The 24,237-nt window shown below is 65.3% G+C and carries 7 protein-coding genes; 6 read left to right on the plus strand and 1 reads right to left on the minus strand.

The genetic code is table 11. The features are described from left to right. Nucleotides 1-41: 41 nt before the first annotated feature. A complete protein-coding gene (locus VGN62_RS21135; RefSeq protein ID WP_327457677.1) occupies nt 42-15,077 on the minus strand; it encodes a DUF5801 repeats-in-toxin domain-containing protein in 15,036 nt (5,011 codons plus the stop codon). Nucleotides 15,078-15,617: 540 nt separating this feature from the next. On the opposite strand from VGN62_RS21135, the gene VGN62_RS21140 reads away from it, so the two are divergent. From VGN62_RS21140 to VGN62_RS21165, 6 genes are all read left to right on the plus strand, one after another. Beyond that, nucleotides 15,618-16,115 carry a PilZ domain-containing protein gene (locus tag VGN62_RS21140; RefSeq protein ID WP_327457679.1) on the plus strand — a complete coding sequence of 166 codons (498 nt, stop codon included), beginning with the start codon at nt 15,618-15,620 and terminating at the stop codon, nt 16,113-16,115. A gap of 143 nt (nt 16,116-16,258) precedes the next feature. Further along, nucleotides 16,259-18,514 carry a TonB-dependent receptor gene (locus VGN62_RS21145; protein WP_327457681.1) on the plus strand — a complete coding sequence of 752 codons (2,256 nt, stop codon included), beginning with the start codon at nt 16,259-16,261 and terminating at the stop codon, nt 18,512-18,514. Next, nucleotides 18,514-19,890, plus strand: coding sequence for a sulfatase (locus tag VGN62_RS21150; protein ID WP_327457683.1), 1,377 nt, complete (start codon nt 18,514-18,516; stop codon nt 19,888-19,890). The genes VGN62_RS21145 and VGN62_RS21150 overlap by 1 nt, the downstream gene beginning before the upstream one ends. A 73-nt stretch (nt 19,891-19,963) precedes the next feature. Next, nucleotides 19,964-20,623: a TetR/AcrR family transcriptional regulator gene (locus VGN62_RS21155; RefSeq protein ID WP_327457685.1), complete on the plus strand. Its 660-nt coding sequence runs from the start codon at nt 19,964-19,966 to the stop codon at nt 20,621-20,623. A 76-nt stretch (nt 20,624-20,699) separates the two neighbouring features. Continuing rightward, complete coding sequence (locus tag VGN62_RS21160; RefSeq protein ID WP_327457687.1) at nt 20,700-22,118, plus strand: glycoside-pentoside-hexuronide (GPH):cation symporter; 1,419 nt, start codon at nt 20,700-20,702, stop codon at nt 22,116-22,118. Between the two features lies 1 nt (nt 22,119). Continuing rightward, nucleotides 22,120-24,201 (plus strand): beta-glucosidase family protein, encoded by a 2,082-nt coding sequence (locus VGN62_RS21165; RefSeq protein WP_327457689.1) that lies wholly within the window; start codon nt 22,120-22,122, stop codon nt 24,199-24,201. The last annotated feature ends 36 nt before the right edge of the window (nt 24,202-24,237 follow it).

The raw sequence follows: 24,237 nt of genomic DNA on the forward strand, positions 1-24,237 counted from the left end.
CCATTATGCAATTTTGATCCACTGGTTTTTTAAGTGCCCGATCAGGCCGCCGCCATGCTGTGAAGATCCTGTTCCAGCGGCTGGATCGGCGCGTAAGCCGCTCCCGACGCCACCTGCTGGTCGAGGAACTGCGCGAGGTCGAAACCCTGCGCTTCGCCCGCCGCGACCTGTACCGGCGCGCCGCCCGTGACCGCATCGATGATGTGATCGATGGCGTTGCCACCCTCCAGCACCTCGGCGAGCACCGCTTGTGCCGCCGGATCATGTGCTGCGGCCTCGCCGCCCGCGGCAGCAGCCGGCGCCTCGCCGAGCGCCAGCAGCCCGTCCATCGCGCCCGCATCCGACGGCCCATGGTCGGCAACGATGTCGAACAGCGCATCGGGCGCGCTGCCGTCGTCCGATTGGTCGGCGGGTTCGCCCGCGCCGCTGTCGTTCGCATCGGCGATCGCAGCCGCGCTTGCATCGTCGGCGTCCGACGTGGTCGAATGCTCCGCGGCGGCGGCATCCTTCGGTTCCGCCGCAACGTCGCCGGCCGGGCTCGATTGCACCTCGACCTGTGTGCCGTCCGTCGCCGGCGTGACGCTGGCTCCGGTATAGGCAACGACCGACGTGTCCTCCGCCGCGAATTTCGGCGCAGTGCCGTTATCCTGCTGGACGTCATGGACCATTGCGACCAGCGAGGCTGCGACCAGCGAGCTGGTCAGCGCCTGGTTGCCCTGCGCGCGCTGGACATCCTCTGCATCGCGCGCGGCGCTGCGAGTTCCGAGCTGGGTATCGAGCTGGGCTTCGATATATTCGCCGGTCGACCCATCGGTCCGGGTGAAGCTGCCGCGCGCCGTCACGGCCTGGCCATCGATCGTTTCGTCAGTCGAAACCGCGCCCGTCGCGATCGAGACGATGCCATGGTCGGCAAGGCCCGAAAGCTCGCCCGCATCGCTCACTCCGTCGGCGTTCGCATCCTGCCAGACCAGCAGCTTTGCGAAAGCGGCGTCGTTCGCGTCGATCACGCCGTCGCCATTGTCGTCGAGCGACGCCAATGCCTCGGTACCGTTGGCGAATTTGCCGCCGCCGAAGCCGGGCGTAAAGATTTCACTTCCGCTGTCGATCGTCCCGTTGCCGTCGAGATCGACCGCGAGAATGCCGTCGTTCGACGAATTCCATGTCACACGGTCGACGATGCCGTCGGCGTTCATGTCGAATAGTGCCGATGCACCGAACGCATAGCCATCGCCGGTCAGGTCGAGGATGATCGGATCGGCGGCATTGTTATAGACGACGATGTCGTCCGCCCCGATCTGGTTAAGCTGCGCCAGCGTCGTGACATTGTTGAGCGTCGCAACCCTCACGCGATTTCCGCTGTCGTCCCAGTCGGTATCGAACCAGATCTCCCCGCGACCCGTCGTCGTGTTGAACACAAGAATATAGGAATTCTGGGAGTTATTGCCCCCCGTATTGGCGAGGATATTCGCTTCCGTCAGGCCGCCCGTAATGGCGATCACCTTCGCGTCGTCGGCCGCCAATATGCTGGTGATCCCCGCACGCGAGACGAAGTCGGCCGCGTTGAGCGCAGCACCCGCCGCAGTCCCGGTCGTCGAACCGAAATTCACGCTGCCGCTACCGGTCGACCCCGTGTCGAGGAAACCGATCTTGTCGGTTCCGTCGGTGTAATCGGTGACCGTGTCGGACCCGTTGGTCGTGCTGCGGAACCGGAACTGGTCCGCCCCGGCGCCGCCGGTCAGCGTATCGTTCGCGGTGCCGCCGACCAGCGTATCGGCAAAGCCCGAACCCGTAATGGTGAAGGCCTCGCTCTGGTTCGAGAGATTGATCTTCACGCCCGCCGCCGCACCGGCTGCCGAGATCGCCTCGACGTTGGTGAGGGCCGCGTCGCTCAGGCCGTTCAGGTCATTCGACGTCGAGGTAAGCGCGATCGTGTCGGTGCCCCCGCCCAGATTGATCGTGCCCGAACCGATCAGGATCGCATCGAGCTGCGCCCCCGTCAGGGTGATCGTGTCTGCGCTGCCGCTACCGGACAGGCTGCCCGTTTCGGTGTTGCTGACCGTCGTGATCGCGGCGCCGGAGATATTGACAGCTCCGCTGACGTTGACCGTCAGCACGTCGCTGCCGCCGCCGGCGAGGTTGATCGTGCTGAACGCGGCCCACTGCTGCGCCGACATCGTCACCGTGTCGCTGCTGCCGCTGCCGGTCAGCGTTTCGACGCCGACGATCGTGCCGGTCGCGAAATTGACCGTGGTCTGGTTGGTCAGGACGATCGTGTCGGTGCCCGCACCGCCATCGATATATTCGCCCGCGCCGAAATTGCCGTTGGCGAGATTGAACGTGTCGTTGCCGCCCAGGCCATACATATAATCGCTGCCGTTCTTGCCGACGAGCGTGTCGTCAGCCCCGTCGCGACCGACGAGGATGTCGTTTGCGCTGGTACCGTTGAGCGTGGCGTTGCCCGCCTGCGCGCGGTTGACCGTGACCCGCGCCGTATCAGTCGGCGTGGTCGAGTAGAAGAAACCGCCGCCATCGACGTCATTGTCGGTGAAGGTGAAGTTGCCGCCGCCGCGCGTCACGCTGGTCGCATCGGTGACATTGCTGGCGCCCCCGGTGATCACCGTCCCCGCCTGGTCGTTCGCGAGCAGTGCGGCTTCGGCGATCTGGATCGCCGCGCCCGAACCGCTGGCGTTGGTGATGACGATATCGGGGTTCGCGATCGTCCCGCCGCCGGGTCCGCCGCCGTCGACCACCGTCACGGTGAGCGTCGAGCCCGCGGTGTCGCCGTCGCGGTCGACCACCGTATAGTTGAACACCTCCGATCCCGCGGTCGGGGTGTCGTCGGGCGCATAGCTCCAGATTCCCGTCGCGAAATTCAGGGTCAGCGTCGCGCCCTGCGGCGTCGTGGCCGAGAAGCTGTTGCCGCTCAGCGGCCCACCGCTGGACCGTGTGATGGTGTTGTTTCCGTCCCACGTATAGGTGATGGCACCGACCGTGATCGACTGGATCCGGCCGCCGTCGCCGCCGAAATTGTCGTTCGCGTCAAGATCGCCGCTGACCGGCAATGCAACCACCGCGTCGAGCAGGGTCTGGACGAGGTCGTCGAAATCGTCGGCGCGAAGGACCGCGCCCTGGCCGTCGACGTCGATATCCTGCAGCGGACCGTCGCTGATGCCGTTGCCGACGCCGATCGCGGTGACATTGACACCATTGTTGTTGACGAAATTATTCCACGCCGTCGCGGTCGCCGAATTGAGCGCATTGCCCGATCCGGTCCCTTCGTTCGGATTGCCGTCGCTGAGGAAAAAGACCTGATTGCTGGCGGTCGGATCTGCCGAATAGACATTCAGCAACTCGTTGATACCAGCAGAGAAGTTGGTGTTCGAATTGAGCGGGCGCGTGCCGCCTTGCGACGGATTGAGCGCATCGAGCTGCTGGATGAAGCTGACCGGGTCGGTGAACGGCCCCCAGCTTGTCGCGGACGATGCAAAGCCGACGAGCCGGATCGACACATCGCCGCTCGAGCTGCCGAACAGCGCCAGCCCGGCGTCGCGCACGGCGTTGAGCATCGTGTTCAGTTCGGCGGTATCGATGCTGCCCGAGAAGTCGAGCACGAAGGCCGCGTTGAAGTCGAGCGTCGCCTCGGTCGTCGTACCCGAATCGGCGGTCACCGTCGGGCCGTCGTCCTTGAACGTCAGCCGGTCGCCGAGGTTGATCGTCGCCTGCGCGCTGTCGCCGTCGCCGTCGGTGATCGTGCCGGTCAGCGTGATCAGGTTCGCCGCAGCGAGCGATTTCGCATCGTCATGCGCCGCGCCGGGGCCGCCATCGGTATCGTGCGCGATCGCGCGGATCTGGTCGAGCGTGATCGTACCGCCGGCGTTGACCGAGACCGTGAAGACCGTCGGGCCACCATTGCCGGCGGTCGCCACCACCTGATTGCCGACGAGGGTCAGCACCACATTCTGACCGGTGGCCGTGTCGACAAGACCCGTCGATCCGGTATTGATGCCGAGCGTGTAGGTCACCGCTCCGGGACCGTCGGCGCCGAAGTTTGTCGTGAACACGGCCGCGCTGACGGCGTTGGTCGTGAAGTCCGATTCATCGACGGTCAGCGTCGGAAGCGGCGCCCCGACCGCGATCGACGGGCCATCGTCGGCAAAGCGGATATTGCCGCCAAGGTCGACGAACGCGGTGCTTGTCCGCGTATCGTTGTCCGCGTCGGTGATCGTCGCGGTCCCGTTGAGGCGGACGAGGCCATCCGCGAGCGTCGCGAACTGATTGTCATAGGGCGCGGCGGTGCTGCCGGGCGTCGCATGGTCGATTTCGGCGAACTGCGTCAGCGTCACTGCGCCCGTCGTCGTATTGGCCGCGAGCGAGAAGATGATGTTCGCAGTGCTCACACCACCCGAAGTCGTCGCGGTCGAACCGACGATCGAGCCGTCGGGCTGCGTGTAGAGGCGGATCGCGGCGCCATTGCTTGCAAGGCTTGCGAGGCTGCCGTTCGCGACCACGAGGCTGAGCGCATAGCTGAGCGTCGTCGTGCCCACTCCGTCGGCGCCATAGGCCGACGTCAGCGAGAAAGCGCCGCCAAAGTTCGCCGTCGAGGTTGCGGTGTCCGAAACCGCCGCTCCGATCGTCTCGGCGTCCTGCGTCGTCAGCAGCACGCTGCTTTCGTTCGTCACGGTCAGCGTCGCGGTCGGCAGGTCGTCCGAAACGGTCACGGTGACCGTACCAGTCGCCTGATCGCCGTCGGCGTCGGTGGCGACAACCGCGACCGAACCGAGGTTCACGAGGTCGTCGACATTGATCGTCGGGTGGCTGTCGTAATTGTCGTTGAGCGTCGCGGTGACCGTCGCGTTGTTGCCGCTGCGAACGAGGTCGAGCGTGACGACGAGCCGCGCGCCGTCCGAGCCGGTGATCTGCGTGTCGGAGACGCGCACCCAAGTCAGCCCGCCGCCGAGCCCCGCTACGCTGCTTGCGAAGACGATCGAGGCGATCGCGTCCGAGCCGGGGGTGAAGTTCAGCGTTCCGCTGGCGAAATCGGGGTTTGCCGGGGTCGAACCATCGGCCAGATTCTGGTCGTCGAGCGCCAGCGTGATCGACCCGCCGCCAACGGGATTGGCACCGTCGGTCAGGCTGATCGCCTGCGTCGACGTCGCGGTATCGCCGTCGCCGTCGGTGATCGTGTAGCTGAAGCCGGCATTCACCGCCGCCGCATTGTTCACCGGGTTCGGGTTGAAGGTCCATGCCCCCGTCGCGGTGAAGGTATAGACGCCGTTCGCCGTGGTGACGACGGTGTTACCGGCCGCGGCGATCGCGGTCGTCGTCGCGCCGATGGTCACCGACGTGACGGTCGCGCCATCGGCGCCCTGCGTATCGTCGTCGAGCAGGTTGCCGCCGACCGTTCCCGCGATATCCTCAGCGACGACAATCGCCGGATCGGCGCGCGCGGTGGGGACATCGTCGATCACGTCGACGGTCACCATCGTCGTGACGCTGTTGCCGTTCGCGTCGGTCACCAGGACGCTGAAGGTCTCGGCGTTATCGACGGTGTTCGTGCCATTGTCGGCGGTCACGCCGTCGATCCGGCTGGTCAGCGTGTAGGTATAGCCGCCATTGGGGTTGAGGACGAAGGTGCCGAACGCCCCGGTCCCGCTGCCGACGAGCGTATAGGTGAACGGTCCGGTGCCGCCGCTGATATTGTCGGCAATCGTGCCCGTCGCGACTTCGGTCGTCGCCGACGGGTTGCTGCCCGTCGCCAGCGCCGCTTCGTCGACGATCACATTGTCGTTCGACACCGCCAGTCCGGAATCGTTGATCGTGATCGTCAGCGTCGTCGTCGACGTGTCGCCGTCGGCATCGCGGATCGTATAAACAAAGCTGTCGGTCGCGCTGCCGGTCACCACGTTCGGCTTGGCAACATAGGTATAGGTGCCGTTCGCATTCAGCGTCAGCGTGCCGAGCGCGGTCGTGATCGCAGTGCCGGTGCCGGTGACGACCGGGGTGGTCGTATCGGCACCCGCAACGCGAACGCCGACGACGCCGCCCGCAGGGGTCGTAGCGTCGGGGCCGTCGGCGCCGAAGCTGTCGGCGTTGTCGGTCAGGACGTTGCCGTTCGCGGTCGCGCCCTCGGCGACCGTCTTCGTATCGGCATTGGCCGTCGGGCCATCGTCGAGGAAGGTGATCTGATCGCCGATCTCGGTCTTGCCGGTCGCGGTGTCGTCGTCGCCGTCCTTGATCGTGACGGTGGCGCTGATCAGGCCGGTCAGCGTCAGTGCATCATTGTGGAGCGGCAGAGCGCCGTCCTGCAGATGCTCGAGCGCGACAAGCTGCGTCACGGTGAGCGTGCCATCGCCGTTGATCGTAATGGTAAAGGCATCGCGAACCACGCCGCCGCCATCGGTATAACGGCCGACGATCGTCGTCGCCGAGGTTTCGACCAGGGTGATCGCAAAGTCGCCCGCCGCAGTCACGAGGCCACTGGCCGCGCTTGTGCCGCCTGCGGTCAGTTCGATGCCATAGGTCGTCGCACCAGTGGTTGCGGGGCCGTCGGCACCATAAGCAAAGGCCGCGGTAATCACCGGGGTCGTCGAGGTGACGGTATCGAAACCGCCCGTCTCGTCGAGCGTCACGCTTGCGCCGCCCGCAACATTGCTCACCGTCGGGCCATCGTCGTCGAAGCGGATCTGGCCCGAAATATCGATGACGTTCGAAGAGCGGGTATCCCCGTCGCTATCCTTCACCGTGACGCCGACAAGGATCGAACCCGCGATCAGTTGCAGCGTGTCGTCGGGATCGGTCCCGATCGGGTGATCGAGCGACAGATATTGCTCGACGGTGACGACGCCGGTGGCCGGGTCCATCGCGATCGCAAAGGCTGCCTGCCCGGCGAAAGCACCGCTGCCGCCAACCCGGCCGACGATCGAACCGCCCGAAAAGACGAGGGTAATCGGCGATCCGTCGGTGATCGTGAGGCCCGTGGCCGAAGAGGCAAGCCCCATATTATAGACTATCGAACCGGTCTCTGCGGCGCCATCGGTCCCGAAGTTGGGGGTCACGGTGACGATCGCGGTGCCCGACGTGGCGATGCTGATCGCTCCGGCGCCGCCGACGTTCGGATCGTCGCCCTTGACGATCATGCCGGTGTCGAGGGTCGATACCTGGCTGGTCGTCGCGGTCTCGTCGTTCAGGACGATCGTGCCGGTCGCGGCCACGCTGGCCGACGGGCCATCGTCGAGGAAGGTGACCTGGCCGCCGACCTGCTTGGTCGCCGACACGCTGTCGCCGTCGCTGTCGGTGATCGTCACCGATGCGGTGATCAGATTGTCGAGCGTCAGCGGATCGTTGTGAAACTGGAACTGGCCGTCCTGCAAATGTTCGAGCGCGACAAGTTGCGACACGGTCAGCGTGCCGTTCGCGTTGATCGTGACGGTGAAGGCGTCACGGACCACGCCGCCGCCGTCGGTGTAACGGCCGACGATCGTCGTCGCCGACGTCGCAACGAGCGAGATGGCGAAATCGCCAACTGCAGTTGTCAGGGGTGTCGTACCATTGCCGGTCAGCGACAGGCCGTAAACGACACTGTTCGTCGTCGCCGCACCATCGGCACCGAAGTTGAGGTTCGCGGTGATGACCGCCGCGGCAGAGGTAACATTGCTGTCGAGCCCGCCGGTTTCGTCGAGCGTGACGCTGCCCGAACCCGCGACATTGGTGATCGACGGGCCGTCGTCCTCGATGCGCACGACGCTGCCGAGATCGACGGTATCTCGGCTGAAATCGCCGTCGAAGTCGGTCGCGGTGACCTGGAGCAGCAGTGCGCCGGCATTCATTCCGGGCGAGGTTTCGTCATTGCTCGCGGTATTGCCATGCTCGATCGCGATGAGCTGCGTCATCGTGACCGTGCCGTTCGCGGCGACCGTGAAGGTGAAGGCGACATTGCCCGAGGTTTCGCCGCGGCCTTCGACCGTGCCGGGGCCGGTCTGGTAGAGGCGGATGACTTCGTTCGTCGCCGAAATCAGGTAACCGCTCGCGGGGTTCGCGCCGCCAAGGACAAAGGCATAGCTGTAGGCGGCCGGCGTATCGGCGCCCGCGTCGAGATTGACCGTATAAAGGTCGGCGATCGCGATCGTCGCCGAACCGAGGTTGCCGGTGGCGTCGGGGTCGACTTCGGTGCCCGCGGCGGTGACGCCGTTGGTCTCGTCGATCCGCAGTTCGGCACCCGCCTTCAGCGTGACGTCGAGGACCGGGCCGTCATCGGCAAAGCGGATATTGCCGCCAAGGTCGATCGACTGCGTCGCGCTGTCGGTGTCGCCGTCGCGATCGGTGATCGTCACGGTGCCGGTCAGGCGGACCAGATTGTCGGCAAGCACCGCAAGCTGGTTCTCGAAATTGCTGTCGACGCCCGGACCGGCATGGTCGATCTGCGCAAACTGCGTCAGCGTGACCGTGCCGTTCGCGGCGTTCGCATCCAGTGTGAAGATGGTGTTGCCGGGATTGACTGCGCCCGCACTCGCTGCGGTCGAACCTGTGATCACGCCGGCGACATTATAGAGGAAGATCGACGCGCCATTGCTGTCGAGCCCCGAATCGGCACCATCGGCACCGAACAGCGACAGCGCATAGTTCCAGGTGATCGCACCCGCGCCATCCTCGCCGAAATCGGCGTTGGCGAAAGCGAAGACGCCGCTGAAATTCGCCGTCGATACCGCAAAGTCGCTGGCGGCCCCGATCGTTTCGCCGTCCTGCGTCGTCAGCAGGATATTCGCCTCGCCCGCGACGCTGATGTCGATATTGACGCCATCGTCCTTGAAGGTCAGCGCGCCGCCGATATTGGCCGTCGCGCTCGCCGGGTCGCCGTCGCTGTCGGTGATCGTCGCGGTCAGCGTGATCAGGTCCGCGGCGCTGAGCCCCGTCGCCTGGTCAGCGCCCGTATCGGGCGAGTGGAAGATCGGACGCTGCTGGTCGAGCGTCACCGTGCCGTTCGCATCGACCGACAGGGTGAAAACCACCTCCCCGCTGCCGCTCGTGCGGCCGTAAACGACGCCGGACTCGTTGGTCAGCACTACCGACTGGCCGGTGATGGTGTCGACAAGACCCGAAGCAACGCCGGTCGATTTCACGCCGAGCGCGTAGACGATCGAATTGACCGCCGCCGGCCCGTCGGCGTTGAATGCAACGTTGAACAGGCTGCCCGGCTGTCCAAAGCCGAAATTGGCGGTGGCGTTGGTGGCAAGATCGCTGTCGTCGACGGTCAGCGCATTGGCGCCGCCCGCGACCGCGGTGATCGTCGGGATATCGTCGATGACCTGCACCGTGACGACGCCTGTTGCGAGATCGCCGTCGGTATCGCTCGCCTGCACCGTAACGGTGCCGAGCGCCTGCGTCTGCGCGGCCATCGCCAGCGCATGCGGCAGATTGTCGGCGAGCGTCACCGTGACGGTCGCCGTCGCGGTCGCGCCGGGCGCGATGCTGGCGGGGGCGGTCAGGCTGATCGTGATCGCAGCGGGGCCGCCCGGGGTCAGCGACCCCGTGATCGTCTGTCCGCCCGCGGCCATCGTCCAGTAAATGTCGGTGCCCGCGCCGTCGAGGTTGGCGACAAGCCCGGCGACGCCGGTGAAGGCGAAGCCCGACAGCGTGTCCGAACCCGCGGTGAAGCTGAGGTTACCGCTCGCGACTTCGTCGGGGCTGGCGGGGGTGCGGCCATCGGCGAGCGCCGCTTCGTTCACGGTCAGCGTGATCGGCGTGGCACTGACCGGGTTGGCGCCGTCGGTGATCGCGATCGTCAGGCTGTCCGACGTCGGATCGCCGTCGCGATCGACCGCCGACAAGGTGAAGCTGGCGGACGGATTCGTGGCGTTGTTCTGGTTCCCGGCCGCGGCAAAGCTGAAGGTACCGTTGGCGTTGACCGTGAGCGTGCCCGTCGGCTGCGTGATCGAAACGCTGCTTCCCGGCGCGAGCGACAGCGTCGCGCTGCCGCTGCCGAAGCTGACGTTGACCGACGACACGCCATCGGCGCCGCGATCGAGCGTCCAGGTTCCGGTCGCGGTCGCGCCTTCGACGACGGTGGTCGGCGTGTCGGAAATGTTGAGCGTCGGCAGGTCGTCGACGATCGTGACCCCGAACGAGCCCGACGCGGTCGTGCCATCATTGTCGGTGACGGTGAAGCCGATGCCCGCGAGGAAATCGCTGTCCTCGCTGCCCGGGGTCGCCTGATCGATCGCCTGCGACAGGGTGACGGTATAGCCATAGGTGACCTGCGTCGCGCCGGGGCCGGCCGTCGGGGTCGTCAGGCTGATGCGGATCACTTCGTTGCCGCCGACCGAACCGACGAGGTCGTTGCCGACCTTGGCGAAGGTCACCGGCACATTGTTGACAGTCAGATGCGTGTCGAGAGCGGCGCTGTCATTGAGGACGAGCGAGCCCGCGAGTGTTGCCGGGACGTCGCTGCCGAAATCGACCGTGATCGTGCCATTGGCGCTCGCGCTGCCGGTCGAGGTCACCTCGCCGGGCAGGCCATTGTCGGCATTGGCGCCCGCGAGACCGTCTTCATCGACGGTGACGTCGGCAATCTTGCCGATCTGCGGCGCCGAATCGGCGACGAGGGTAATCGTCGCGGTAGCGATATCGGTATCGCCGTCGCCGTCGGTGACGCGGTACTGGAAGCTGATGCTGCCGGTTTCCTGCGCGCCGGGCGTGTAGGTGAAGGTACCGTTGCCGTTATTGACGAGCGTGCCGGTGCCGGTGAGCGAGCCGGCGACGAGCTGGACCGCCGACGGCTGGACGCTGTCGGCGCCCTGCACATCGTTGGCGAGCACGTTGATCGTGACCGGCGCATTCTCGATCGTCTGCGTCGTGGCGTCATCGATCGCGTCGGGAACATCGTCGGTGATGCGGATGTCGATCGTCGCGCTGGCGGTCGATCCGTCGATGTCGGTGACCGTTACGCCGACGCTGTCGGTGCGGCTGTCCTGACCGAGCGAGGGATGATCGGTGCGGTTGTCGGTCAGCGTATAGCTGTAGGTAAAGGTCCCGCCGATCACCGATCCGTCGGCCCCGGTCACCGGGGTGAAGCCGGTGACGTTGAGCGTGCCGTACGCGGTCGCAACCGATTGCGGCGTGAAATTGCCATTGGCGACGACGAGCGTCAGCGGGGCACCGAGCGGCACGCCGTTGAAACTGGTCAACACCACCGTACCCATGCCGTCGGGGGTCGAGACAGAGAAAGTGTCGCTGTCGGTCAGGCTGTCGGGGGTCGTATCCGAACCCGCCGCTTCGCCCGCGCGCACCGGCAGGTCGTCTTCATCGACGAGCAGTTCGGCGCCTTCGGCGCTCAGGCCGTTGATCGTGACGCCATCGTCGGCGCCGTTGATCGTGATCGTCAGCGTTGTCGGCGACGGATCGCCGTCACCGTCGGTGATCGTATAGGTGAAGATTTCGGTCAGCGTCTCGCCGGCCGAGAGGCCCTGCACCGGCTGCGCCGCATTGTTCAGCACATAGGAATAGCTGCCATCGGCATTGAGCGTGAGCGTGCCATAGGCGCCGGCAAGCGGCGTCCCGACGGTGCCGGCGGTCTGGCCGAAGCCGACCGAGGTAACATTCGCGCCATCGGCGCCGCGCACATCGGCCGCGCCATCGGTCGCGTTGGCGTCGCTGCCGCCCGTCCCGGTCAGCACATTGCCGTCGGCGGTCGGGGCGCTTTCGCCCGTGCCGCCGTCTTCACTGACGCTGTCCACGTCGGGGTTGGCGGTCGGGACATCGTCGATGATACGCACGTCGAGGCTGGCATTCGCGCTCGACCCGTCGCTGTCGGTCACGACAACCGCAAAGCTGTCGCCGACGAAATCCTCGCCGATGCTCGTGTGCGTCAGCGTGTTGTCCGACAGGACATAATTATAGGTGAAAGTGCCGCCGATCACCGATCCATCGGCGCCGAGTACGGGCGTGAATCCGGTAATGTTGACGACGCCGAGCGGACTCGTCGCGGTACCTGCGGTGAAGACCCCGTTCGTCACGACCTGCGTGCCGCCGATCGTCACATTGCCGAGCCCGTCGGGGGTCGAGATCGAGAAGCTGCCCGGCTGGGTCAGCGCCGCCGCGTCGGGCGACGAACCGTCGGAGAGATTGGCCTCGTCGACGACGACCTCGCCGCCCTCGGCATTCAGCCCGTTGATGGTGACGCCATCGTCGGCGCCGTTGATCGTGATCGTCAGCGTCGCGCTCGACGTGTCGCCGTCGCCGTCGGTGATCGTGTAGGTGAAGACCTCAGTCAGCGTTTCGCCGGCCGCAAGGCCCTGCACAGGCTGCGCCTGGTTGTTGAGGACATAGGTGTAGCTGCCGTCGGCGTTCAGCGTCAGCGTACCATAGGCGGTCGCGAACGGCTCGCCCAGCGTGCCGCCGGTCACTGCCGTGACCGCCGCGCCATCGGCGCCTTGAGTGTCGGCGACGCCGTCGGTCGCGTTGGCGTCGCCGCCACCCAAGCCCGTCAAGACATTTCCGTCGGCGGTCGGGGGGCTTTCCCCGCTTCCGCTATCCTCGGTCACGCTGTCGACATCGGCGCGCGCGGTCGGGACATCGTCGATAATGCGCACGTCGAGGCTGTCGGTCGCGCTCGATCCGTCGCTGTCGGTCACGACAACCGAAAAATTGTCGAAGACATTGTCTTCGCCCTGCGCGCTATGCGTCAGCGTGTTGTCCGAAAGGACGTAATTATAGGTGAAGGTGCCGCCAATCACCGATCCGTCGGCGCCGAGAACGGGCGTGAAGCCCGTGATGTTGACGACGCCGAGTGGGCTCGTCGCGGTGCCTGCGGTGAAAACGCCATTGGTCACGACCTGCGTGCCGCCGATCGTCACATTGCAGAGCCCGTCGGGGGTCGACACGGTGAAGCTGCCCGGCTGGGTCAGCGCCGCCGCGTCCGGCGACGAACCGTCGGCGAGATTCGCCTCGTCGACGACGACTTCGCCGCCCCGGACGCCCAAACCATTGATCGTCACGCCATCGTCGGCGCCGTTGATCGTGATCGTCAGCGTCGTCGACGACGTGTCGCCGTCGCCGTCGGTGATCGTGTAGGTGAAGACCTCGGTCAGCGTCTGCCCGGCCGAAAGGCCCTGCACCGGCTGCGCCGCATTGTTCAGGACATAGGAATAGCTGCCATTCGCGTTCAGCGTCAGCGTGCCATAGGCGCCGGCAAGCGGCTCGCCTACGGTGCCGCCCGTAACCCCGGTCACGGTCGCGCCGTCGGCGCCCTGCACATCGGCAAAACCATCGGTCGCGTTCGCGTCGGCGCCGCCGGCGCCGGTCAAGACGTTGCCGTCGGCGGTCGGCGCACTTTCCCCCGCGCCGCCGTCTTCGGTCACGCTGTCGACATCTGGACGCGCGGTCGGCGCGTCATCGACGATATCGATCAGCAGGTCGCGGCTGGTACCGCCGCCATCGAGATCGGTGACGACCAGCCCGAAATCGAGCGATTCATTCGGATCGGCGAGCGTGTTGTCGAGCAAAGTATAGCTGAACCCGACCGAGCCCTGGCCGGTGGCGGGGTCATAGCTGTAGCTCGTCACGACGAGTCGGCCCGTCGCGTCGCTGAACACCGTCTGCGGCAGGTTTCCAGGCGTGATGACGGTTCCCGCGAGCGAGACGCTGGCAACACCGTCGAACGAGAAGAAGGACATCGTGCCCGACGCCGTCTCGCTGGTCGCGGCGCTGTTCGATCCGGCCGATTCGCCTTCGCGCGCGGGCAGGCCCGCCTCGAAAACGGTCGCGACGACGGGTTCGGGCGGTGCGGGGTTCGGCGTGTTGCCGATCGCGATCGTCAGCGTCGCGGTCGAGGTATCGCCGTCGCCGTCGGTGATGCGATAGGTGAAGACGTCGTTGACGCCGCCCGGCGTGCCCGGATTCCGGACATAGCTATAGCTGCCGTCGGCGTTGATAGTCAGCGTACCATATTGGCCCTGCACGGTGCCGGGCGCCGAAAAGCCCTCGCTGCCCGCGCCGCGGATCCCGGTCAGGGTTGCGCCGTCGGCGCCCGGCGTGTCGGCGCCGGCTGTGCCGCTGGTCGTCCCCGCGCCGGTCAGGACGTTGCCCGTTTCGGGGCCGCGCGTGCCGCCCGCGAGCTGGTCGGTGTCGTTGCGCGCGGTCGGTACGTCGTCGACGACCGAAATTGTCAGGCGCCCGGGCGCGGTGTCGCCGTCGCGGTCGGTGACGACGATGTTGAACACATCGGTCGGGTTGTTGTTCGCATTGGTGTTGTCGGTCAGCGTATAACTGTATCCGACGTTGCCCGGCGTCAGGCTGGTGATGGTCAGCTGGCCGAGCGGCGTGGTGATCACCTGTCCGACCGCCGTGACGGCGGTGCCGTTGATCGTGATCGAGCTCAGGCCGTCGGGCGCGTCATAGACGATCGACCCCGTGACCGTTTCGCTGTTCGCGGCGCTGTTGCTGCCCGCGGGCTCGTTGCCACGCGCGGGCAGTCCGGCTTCGTTGACGCTGGAGGTCGCGTCGAGCGACCCGGCCGGCTGGTCGGGGGTGACGATCGAAATCGTCGGCTCTTCGTCCGGAACGTCGGGCAGCAGCTCGCGCTCTTCGGGCTGCGGAAAGGCAAGTTCGGTATAAGGGAGCAGGTCACCCAGCGCGTAAGGGTCCTGGATCGCCCCTTCGGGGTCGGCAAAGTTGCCGCCCGAACTGCGGGTACCGGCTTCGGGGTTCAGGTCGTCGAGATTTTCGAGAAGCTGCGCCACCGTGCTGGCGGGAACCGTGTCACCGTCGACCACGATCGCGGGAATGTCGACCGCGCCGCCCGGAATGATGAACACCTGCCCGTTCGGCAGCGTGACGATCAGGTCCGTACCCGAAACCGTGATATCGTCGATCGACGCGCCGGCGGGGAGAACGATACGCCCGCTCGCGTCGGGAACGAGGATTGCCTGAATCATCAGCGGAACGGCCGATGCCGCTGCCGTCACCTTCGCCGCTGCGGCGAGAAATTCGCTGCCCCCAACTGCCTGGTTCGACTGGTCGGTCGGCGCCCCATCGCGCTGCGAACCCGCCATTCCACCCCGGGCCGGATTGTCAAAAGCATCCATGTCAGTTTCCCTCGAATACGCCGCACCCTGCGCCGAAAACGGCACAGCAAAAGCTCCCAAATTTCAGTGCGACCCATCAGTCCGACGACTCGGACTCCCCTACCCCTTTAGGAGAGCATGGTTCTTTCAGACTCCGCAAGCGCGTTAACACATTTTTAGATATCGGAATTTTGCGGGCAGACAGCGACGAATTTCCGTCATTTATTCAAAGCGAATATTTAAAAAATTCAATATGATGCTGAAAACCCACGGCGATCAAAACCGCCGAAAGGACAGCCTATTCTGTCCCGATCCGAACCACAAAAACCAACGCTTCGTCGTAAATTTTCGCGCCGAAGAGCGAGGATCGACGCGAGTCTTAGTGTTCCTCGACTGATTCCTTACTTGGCCAAACCGGAAACAATTGAACCTTACTATGCAAGAAGATTCCAAAACTCGCGCTCCGCCGGGAAGCCATCATGGCCCGGAATGCGCCCGACTGCCGATATGGAAATTCAATATTAAGCTTGTTCGCCCATAGATGCCCCCAAGGAGGCAGCGGTGATATCCTTGCTGGCACATATTGCGAATCCGGCCGAGACGGCCGACCGCCGGCGCACCGAACGCCGGACGCTCCGCCTCGACGTCGCGGCGCGTTCGTCGACGCAGGAAACGGCGGTCGTGATCCGCAACCTGTCGCGAACCGGCCTGCTGATCGAAAGCGACGCCGGTTTTGCGCTTGGTGAAACCTTCATTCTTATCCTGCCCGAACTCGGTGCCGCGCCGGCGCGCGTCGTCCGCGAGGATGGCAAGTCCTTCGGGTGCGAATTCCTGTCGCCCGTCCCCGCGAGCGCAATCAGCGCGGCATTGCTCAAAGCGCCGCATGACGACGACGAAGCCCAAGCGATCGCCGAGGCCTTCGCGATGGGTGATGCCGACGATTTCGTCGCCGCGCGGCCGACCAGCGCCTTGCTCTTCACCGTCCTGACCGCGCTGTTCGCCGCAACGGCGCTGTTGTTCATCGTCGCCCTCGCGACGCTGAATTTTTCGGCCGACTGAAACGCCTTAACCCATAATTGGCAAAGCCCCGGCGCGACGCAGAACCCGCGGCGCGCGCGCAATTTGCCGCATCCGAATTCGCGCTTGACATCGACGACCTCAAATTATTATCCATTTGGATAAATATAAACGGGAGGATGTTGATGAAGAGCCTTTTCGCGGCGTTGATGGGATCGACGCTGCTCGCAACCGGCGCTTATGCGCAGGATAACGCCGCCTCGCCCGCCCCTGCGGCAGAGGAAGCCAGCGGCGACGAGATCGTCGTGACCGCGCAGAAGCGCGAACAGTCTTTGCAGGATGTCCCGCTGTCGGTTGCCGTGCTGAGCGGCCAACAACTCAGCGATCGCAACATCACCGAAATTTCGCAGCTTCAGACGACCACCCCGAACTTCTCCTTCCAGGGCAGCAACAACCCGCGCGGCGCGGGGATTGCGATCCGCGGCATCGGCACGAACAATTTCTCCTCTGCGATCGAAGGCTCGGTCGGCATCGTCATCGACGGTGTGCCGATCGGGCGCCAGGGCGCGGGCATGACCGACCTGTTCGACATCCAGCGCGTCGAAGTGCTGCGCGGTCCGCAAGGCACGCTGTTCGGTAAGAATGCGTCGGCGGGCGTACTCAATATCGTCACCACCGATCCCAGCTACTCTTGGGGCGGCCGGGTGCAGGCGACCTATGGCGAGTTCGACGAGTTTGTGCTGCGCGGGACGGTCACCGGCGGCATCACGCAGAACCTCGCCTTCCGCGCCTCGGCCTATCTGACCAAGCGCGACGGCTATATCCGCAATGTCCTCGACGACAGCAAGCTCAACAACCGCGACGAATGGGGCGGCCGCGCCAAGCTTCTGTGGGAACCCGCCGACAATATCCGCGTCCTCGTCGCGGGCGATTATTCGTCGCGCGACGCCGAATGCTGCATGTGGACGATCCGCAGCTTCGGCAACAATGCGCGGGTCCGCACGCAGGTGACCGCCGCGGGCATCGTCCCGGGTCCGAACAATCGCGAAGTCGCGCTCGACGGCGACACCTTCATCCGGCAGGAAACCTATGGCGGCTCGGTGCAGGTCGACGTCGAGAGCGCCAGCGGCATCACCCTCACCTCGATCACCGGCATGCGCTGGTGGGACGCCGTCGACAATAACGACGCCGACCAGCGCCCCACGCCGGCGCTCAACATCAACAATGGCGACAGCCACCAGCGCCAGTTCACGCAGGAACTGCGCCTGACCTCGCCCTCGGGCCAGCCGCTCGAATGGGTCGGCGGACTGTTCCTGTTCAATCAGGACTATGAACTCGGCAATTCGCAGCAGGGGACGTTCGACCAGCCGCTGCCCCCCGGTATCCAGCTGTCGCGCGCGATCTTCGTCGAGAATGACACGCAGAATTTCGCCGCCTTTGCCGATGCGACCTGGCATCTCAGCGACCGGTTCAACGTCTTCGGCGGGCTGCGCTACACCGTCGAACGGCTGAACACGCATTTCCGCCGTTTCCCCAATCCGAACACCGTCCTCCTCGGCCCCCGCGTCGACCAGAAGTCGAAGCGCGTCGACGGCGCGTGGACGTGGCGCCTCGGCGCGCAGTTCCGCCCCACCGAAGAGGTCACGCTGTACGGCAGCGTCGCGCGCGGCTTCAAGGGCGGCGGCTTCAACGCGCTGCAGGATTCAACGATACTCCGCACCGTCGAACCCGAAATCCCGACCTCTTATGAAGTCGGCGCGAAGACCGAATTGTTCGATCGCCGCGTGCGCTTCAACATCGCCCTGTTCAGCACCGACTTCGACGATTTCCAGGCGCAGGCGATCGGCGTTTCGGACACGGGAACGCTGGTGTTCGACGTGATCAACGCGGGTTCGCTGCGCACGCGCGGGGTCGAGGCCGACATCCACATCAATGCGGGCGGCGGCTTCACGCTGATGGGCGGTGCAGCCTATACCAAGGCCGAATATACCGATTTCAGGGGCGCGCCCTGCTATTTCGGCCAGACGGTCGCGCAAGGCTGTATTGTCTCCGGCGGCCAATCGCGGCAGGACCTGACCGGCAAGGAACTCGCAAACGCGCCCAAGGTCACGGCGAATGCGACCGCGCGTTACGAAACCCAAGTCTTGGCGGCGGGCGCAAGCGTCTTCGGCCAACTCTCCTACGCCTATCGCGGCAAAACTTTCACCGCGCTCGACCTCGACCCGAAATCGGTGCAGAAAGCCTATGGCCTGCTCGATGCGCAGCTGGGCTTCGCATTGCCCGGCGATCGGATGCGGGCGTGGATCTGGGGCAAGAACCTGACCAACAAGAGCTTTGTCGAACTGATCTACGACACGCCGCTCGACACCGGCGGCCAGTCGCAATTCTTCCCTTCGACCGCCGCGCGCCAGTTCGGCGCCACCGTGGAGTATAGGTTCTGATGAAAACGCTCGACCGCCGGAGCCTGATGGCCGCTATCGCGCTGGCAGGCGCCGGCGGGGTTTCGACCCTCGCGCTCGCGAAGTCGAAAGCTCCGGCGGCGCGCAAGCGCCCGCCGAACTTCATCGTCGTCCTCGCCGACGACCTTGGCTATGGCGACATCGGCGCCAATGCCTCGCGCGCGATCCGCACGCCGAACATCGACCGCCTCGCCGCCGACGGGCTGCTGATGACCGATGCCTATGCGTCGGCTAATATCTGTACGCCGTCGCGCGCGGGCCTCCTCACCGGGCGCTATCCGATCCGCACCGGCCTCGCTTGGCAGGTGATCCAGGCAAACGACACCAACGGCCTGCCGCCAGAGGAGGTCACGATCCCCGAAGTGCTGGGCCGCGATTATGTCTCGGCGCTGATCGGCAAATGGCACCTTGGCCACACCCCGCCCTACTGGCCTCCGACGGTGCAGGGCTTCGACCTGTTCTTCGGCCTGCCCTACAGCCACGACATGAAGCCGCTGTCGCTCTACACTGCGGGCAAGGGCGTCGAATTCACGCAGGAAGACGTCGACATGGTGGCGCTGACGCGGCGCTTCTTCGCGCGTGCGGGTGACTTCGTCGAAACGAACCAGCGCCGCCCCTTCTTCCTGATGCTGGCGCTCACCGCGCCACATATCCCGCTGCACCCGAGCAAGGAACATGCCGGCCATTCGCCCGCGGGCGATTATGGCGACGTCGTCGAGGAGGTCGATTCCGAACTCGGCCGCCTGCGCGAACAGCTCGAGCGGCTCGACCTCGCGAACGACACTTATGTCATCGTCACATCGGACAATGGCCCATGGTTCGAAGGATCGGCGGGTCCGCTCCGCGACCGCAAGGGCGGCGCGGGCTGGGACGGCGGCTACCGCGTCCCCTTCGTCGCCTGGGCGCCCGGGCGCATTCCGGCGGGTAGCCGCAGCAACGCAATCACGATGAATTTCGACCTGTTGCCGACCTTCGCCGCGCTCGCGGGCAAGCCGCTTCCCAAGGGGCTGGTCGTCGACGGCAAGGATATCAGCGCGGTGTGGCAAAAGGGCGACCCCAGCCCGCACGACGCGCTGATCTTGTTCGACAATGAAAAGGTCGCGGCGATCCGTACCGACCGCTGGAAATTCGTCGCGCGCAGCTATTACCGCGAATATGATCTGCCGCTCGCGCGCATCGGCGCCAACCTGCTCTTCGACGTCCGCAGCGACCCCAGCGAGGACTATAACCTCGCGACGCGCCACCCAGATGTCGTGAAGGACATGCGCGCACGCTTCGAACAATATCGCCGGACTTTCGAACCATTGGGGCGCAAGAAGGAGCCCGACCGGCTTCCCGGCGGGAAAACCCTGCCCTGACCCATCGGTCATTGCCTGTGCCGGCTCGTCGCTGGTATCGGGATCGAGTTGAATCCAGTCCGGGGCAAACAGATTGCAGTCGAAAACGGCACCAAAAAGAAAAGCGCAGGACCGCGGCGTCGCGACGCGGCAGCGCATTGCCGAAGAAGCGCTTCAGCTTTTTTCGCGCCACGGCTTCGACGGCGTGGGGATACGCGAAATTGCCGAGAGCGTCGGCGTCAAGCACGGGCTGATCAAATATCACTTCGGCACGAAGGACGAATTGTGGCGCGAGGCCGTCCGGCGGATGTTCACCCGAGCGAACGAGATATTGCGCGCCGAGCCCGGCGAGGCCGATCTGCCACCGTACAAGGCGTTCGAAGTCTCGCTGCGGCGTTATGTCCGTTACTGCGCCGAGCACCCCGAACATGCGCGGCTGATGGTCCAGGAATCGTTTCGCGATAACGAACGGCTCACGTGGGCGTCCGAAAACTTCATCCGCCCCAGCCACGACCGGATCTTCGCGCGATGGAACGCACTGATGGACGACGGGACGATGCCGCGGGTCGATCCGGCGCTGATGGTCTATGCGATGACCGGCGCCGCCCAGTCGATCTTCAACCTCGCCGCCGAAGCCAAGCTGACGCACGGCATCGACGCGCTGTCGAACGAAACGATAGAGGCCTATTCAGACGCGATCGTTTCGCTGTTCATGCCCGGCCTGAAAACGGCCGAAGCCGCCAGGAAAAAATAATTATCCATCTGGATAAAAATTAGAGACAGGCGAATTTCGTTGCGATAAGCTCCCTCGATAAGAGGGAGAGACAAGGATGGCCGATGTCAGCGGCGGGACGGCGATACGCCCCGCGTCCATGGAGCAACCGCGCCTGCCGACCGGACAGGTGATCGCTTACGGATCGGGCGATCTCGCCTTCAATCTCTACTTTACCTTCTGCTCGCTCTTCCTCCTCTATTTCTATACCGACGTGCTTGGCCTCTCGGCCTCGATCGCCGGGCTGATCATCATGGCCGCGCTCGTCTGGGAGGGTATCACCGACCCCGCGATGGGCGTGATCGCCAGCCGGACGCGGAGCCGGTTCGGCAGCTATCGCCCCTATCTGTTGTTCGGCGCGCCGGTGCTGGCCTTCGCGTTCATCGCGATGTTCCTGCCGCTCGATCTGTCGGACAATGCGCTCGCCGCCTTCTGCCTTGCGACGCATATCCTGTTCCGCACCGTCTACACCGTCGTGAACATCCCCTTCGTCGCGCTGTCGGCGCGGATGAGCGCCGACTCGCTCGCGCGGTCGCGCCTTGCCGGCGCGCGCATGCTGTTCGCGATCCTCACAGGATTGTTCCTCGCCGCCGCGACGCTTCCGCTTGTGGCCCGTTTCGGCGGCGGGCGCGAAGGATTCCTCTGGGTCGCCGTACTCTATGCAGCCGTCGCGACGCTCGTCCTGCTTAATTGTTTCGGTCGTACGCGCGAGGCGATCGGCGAAGCGCCCGACGCGCATCCGACCTTCGGTGCGATGCTTGCCGCGGTGCGGTCGAACCGCGTGTTCCTGCTGCTGCTCGGTGCAACGCTTGTCGGATCGGTCGGTTACGCGATGGGCGGCAAAGCGCTCCTCTATTACATGAAATATTATGCGGGGTCGGAAGAGACGATCACGATCGGGCTGACGGTGTCGCTCGCCGCCGCTGCGCTGTCGATGCTGGCGTGGGTCAAACTGACGCAACGCATCGGAAAACGTGCCGTGTGGCTCAGCGGGATCGCGATCAGCGCGACCGCCAACATCCTGATCTTCGCGCTCGCACCCAAGGCGGGGCCGACGCTCTACAGCCTGCTCGCGCTCAGCGGCGTCGGGAACGCCGCCTTCGTGCTGACCTTCTGGTCGATGCTGCCCGACACGGTCGAGGTCGGCGAATGGCAGACCGGGCTGCGCGCCGAAGGGGCGCTCGTCGGCTTCCTCGCCTTCACCCAGAAGGTCGCCCTCGGTATCGGGACCGGCCTGATCGGCATCCTCCTCGATCTCATCGGCTATGTCCCCAACGTCGCGCAGACCCCCGAAGCGCTGGCGAACATCCGCGGCCTCGCCACGCTGGCGCCCGCAGCAATGGCGATCGGCGCCGGCCTTTTCATCTATTTCTACCCGCTCGACACCCGCACCCACGCGCGCCTCGTCCGCGCGATCGGTTGGCGCAATGCGCGCCGCAACGGCCGGGCCTCTTCCACCCAAAGCATGGACATATGACATGACCGACCAGCAGTTTGATTTCGCACCCCGGCGCGGCGCCTCTGACGAATGGATCGCCGAAACGATCGACGCGATCATGGAGCATGCAACGCTCGCGGAAAAGGTCGGCATGCTGTCGGGCCGCGGCTTTTTCCAGGAATTCATGGCCGACGACCGGTTGTGGGGCGCGCGTCCCTATCGCGCCGGCAGCGGGATCGAGCGGCTCGGCGTGCCGCCCCTGTGGTTCACCGACGGCCCGCGCGGCGTCGCGCGCGGCCAGAGCACCTGCTTCCCTTGCACGATGGCGCGCGGCGCGACCTTCGACACCGACCTCGAGATGCGGATCGGCGAGGCGATGGGCAAGGAGATCCGCGCGCAGGATTGCGACCTGTCAGGGGCCGTCTGCATCAACATCCTGCGCCATCCCGCGTGGGGCCGCGCGCAGGAAACCTATGGCGAAGACCCGCATCATCTCGGCGCAATGGGGACCGCGCTCGGCCTTGGCATCCAGACGCAGAATGTGATGGCGACGGTCAAGCATTTCGCGCTCAATTCGATGGAAAATGCGCGCTTCAAGATCGACGTGCAGGTCGACGAACGCGCGCTTCACGAAATCTATCTGCCGCATTTCAAGACGGCGCTCGATGCGGGCGTCGCGACCGTGATGAGCGCCTACAACAAGTTCGACGGCGAATATTGCGGCCAGCACCACGGCCTGCTCACCGACATCTTGCGCGGCGAATGGGGCTTTTCGGGCTTCGTCCATTCGGACTGGGTGATGGGGCTCTACAAGCCCTATGCGGTCGCGGCGGGGCTCGATATCGAAAATCCCGAACCGCAGATCCTCGGCGACAAGCTCGTTGCCGCGGTCGAGGCGGGACATCTCGCGCCCTTTGTAATCGACCGCGCGTGCCGCAATATCCTGCGCACGCAATATCGCTTTGCCTGTGCGCCCGATCCGCTGACCGATTACCCCATCGCACTGGTCGCATCGCCCGAACATGTCGCGCTCGCCCGCGAAGCCGCCGAAAAGTCGATCGTGCTGCTCGAAAATGACGGCCTGCTGCCGCTCGATCGCGGCAAACTTCGCCGTCTCGCGGTGCTCGGGCGTCTGGCGAGTCTCCCCAATACGGGCGACATGGGATCGAGCCGCGTGCGCCCGCCCCATGTCGTTACGCCGCTTGAAGCCCTGCGCACCATGCTTGGCGCCGACGCGATTGCGACGGGCGACGAGGATAATATCGACGCTGCGGTCGCGGCGGCGCGCGGCGCCGACGTCGCGCTGGTCGTCGCGGGCTATACCGCGCGCGAAGAAGGCGAATATATTCCGGGCGACATCACGCTGGGACAGGAAAGCGATGGCAGCGTCGGTCGCCCCGCGATCGGCGGCGACCGGCTGTCGCTCGACCTGCCCGCGGAGCAGGTCGCGCTCATCGAAGCCGTCGCAGCGACCGGCACGCCCGTCGTCGTTGCGATCGTCGCGGGCTCGGCAGTGCTTGTCGAGCGCTGGCGCGAACAGGCGTCGGCGATCCTCCAGACCTTCTATTCAGGCATGGAGGGCGGCGCCGCGCTTGCGGACATCCTGTTCGGCGCGGTCAATCCGTCGGGGCGCCTCCCCTTCACCGTCGCTCGCGACCCCGCCGACTATCCGTTCTTCGATCGCGACGCCAACGCGATCACCTATGACTATTGGCACGGCTATGCGAAGCTGGCGCGCGACGGCGTCCAGCCGCGCTATGCCTTCGGCCATGGCCTCAGCTACACGCGCTTCGCGCGCCGAGCGCTGCGCGTCACCGCCCACGACAGGACGCTGAACATCTCGGTGACGGTAGCCAATATCGGCGACCGCGCAGGCGACGAAAGCATCCTTTGCTATGTCGGCTATCCGGGCCAGGTCGAACGCTGGCCGCGCGCGCTCAAGGCCTTTGCACGCGTTTCGCTCGAGCCCGGCGAAGCGCGCACGGTCGCGATGACCATCGATCTGGACGACCTGCGCTATCGCGACGCACGCACGCATGGATGGCGGTTCGAACCCGGCGACTATGACATCATCTTGTCCGACGGCGCGGAAAGCGAGCTGCGCGCATCGGTTCGGCTATAGAAGGTCGCCACAAATCAAGGCGATACGATGCGTGGG

This window comes from Sphingopyxis sp., from assembly GCF_035998905.1.
Classification (GTDB): Bacteria; Pseudomonadota; Alphaproteobacteria; order Sphingomonadales; family Sphingomonadaceae; genus Sphingopyxis.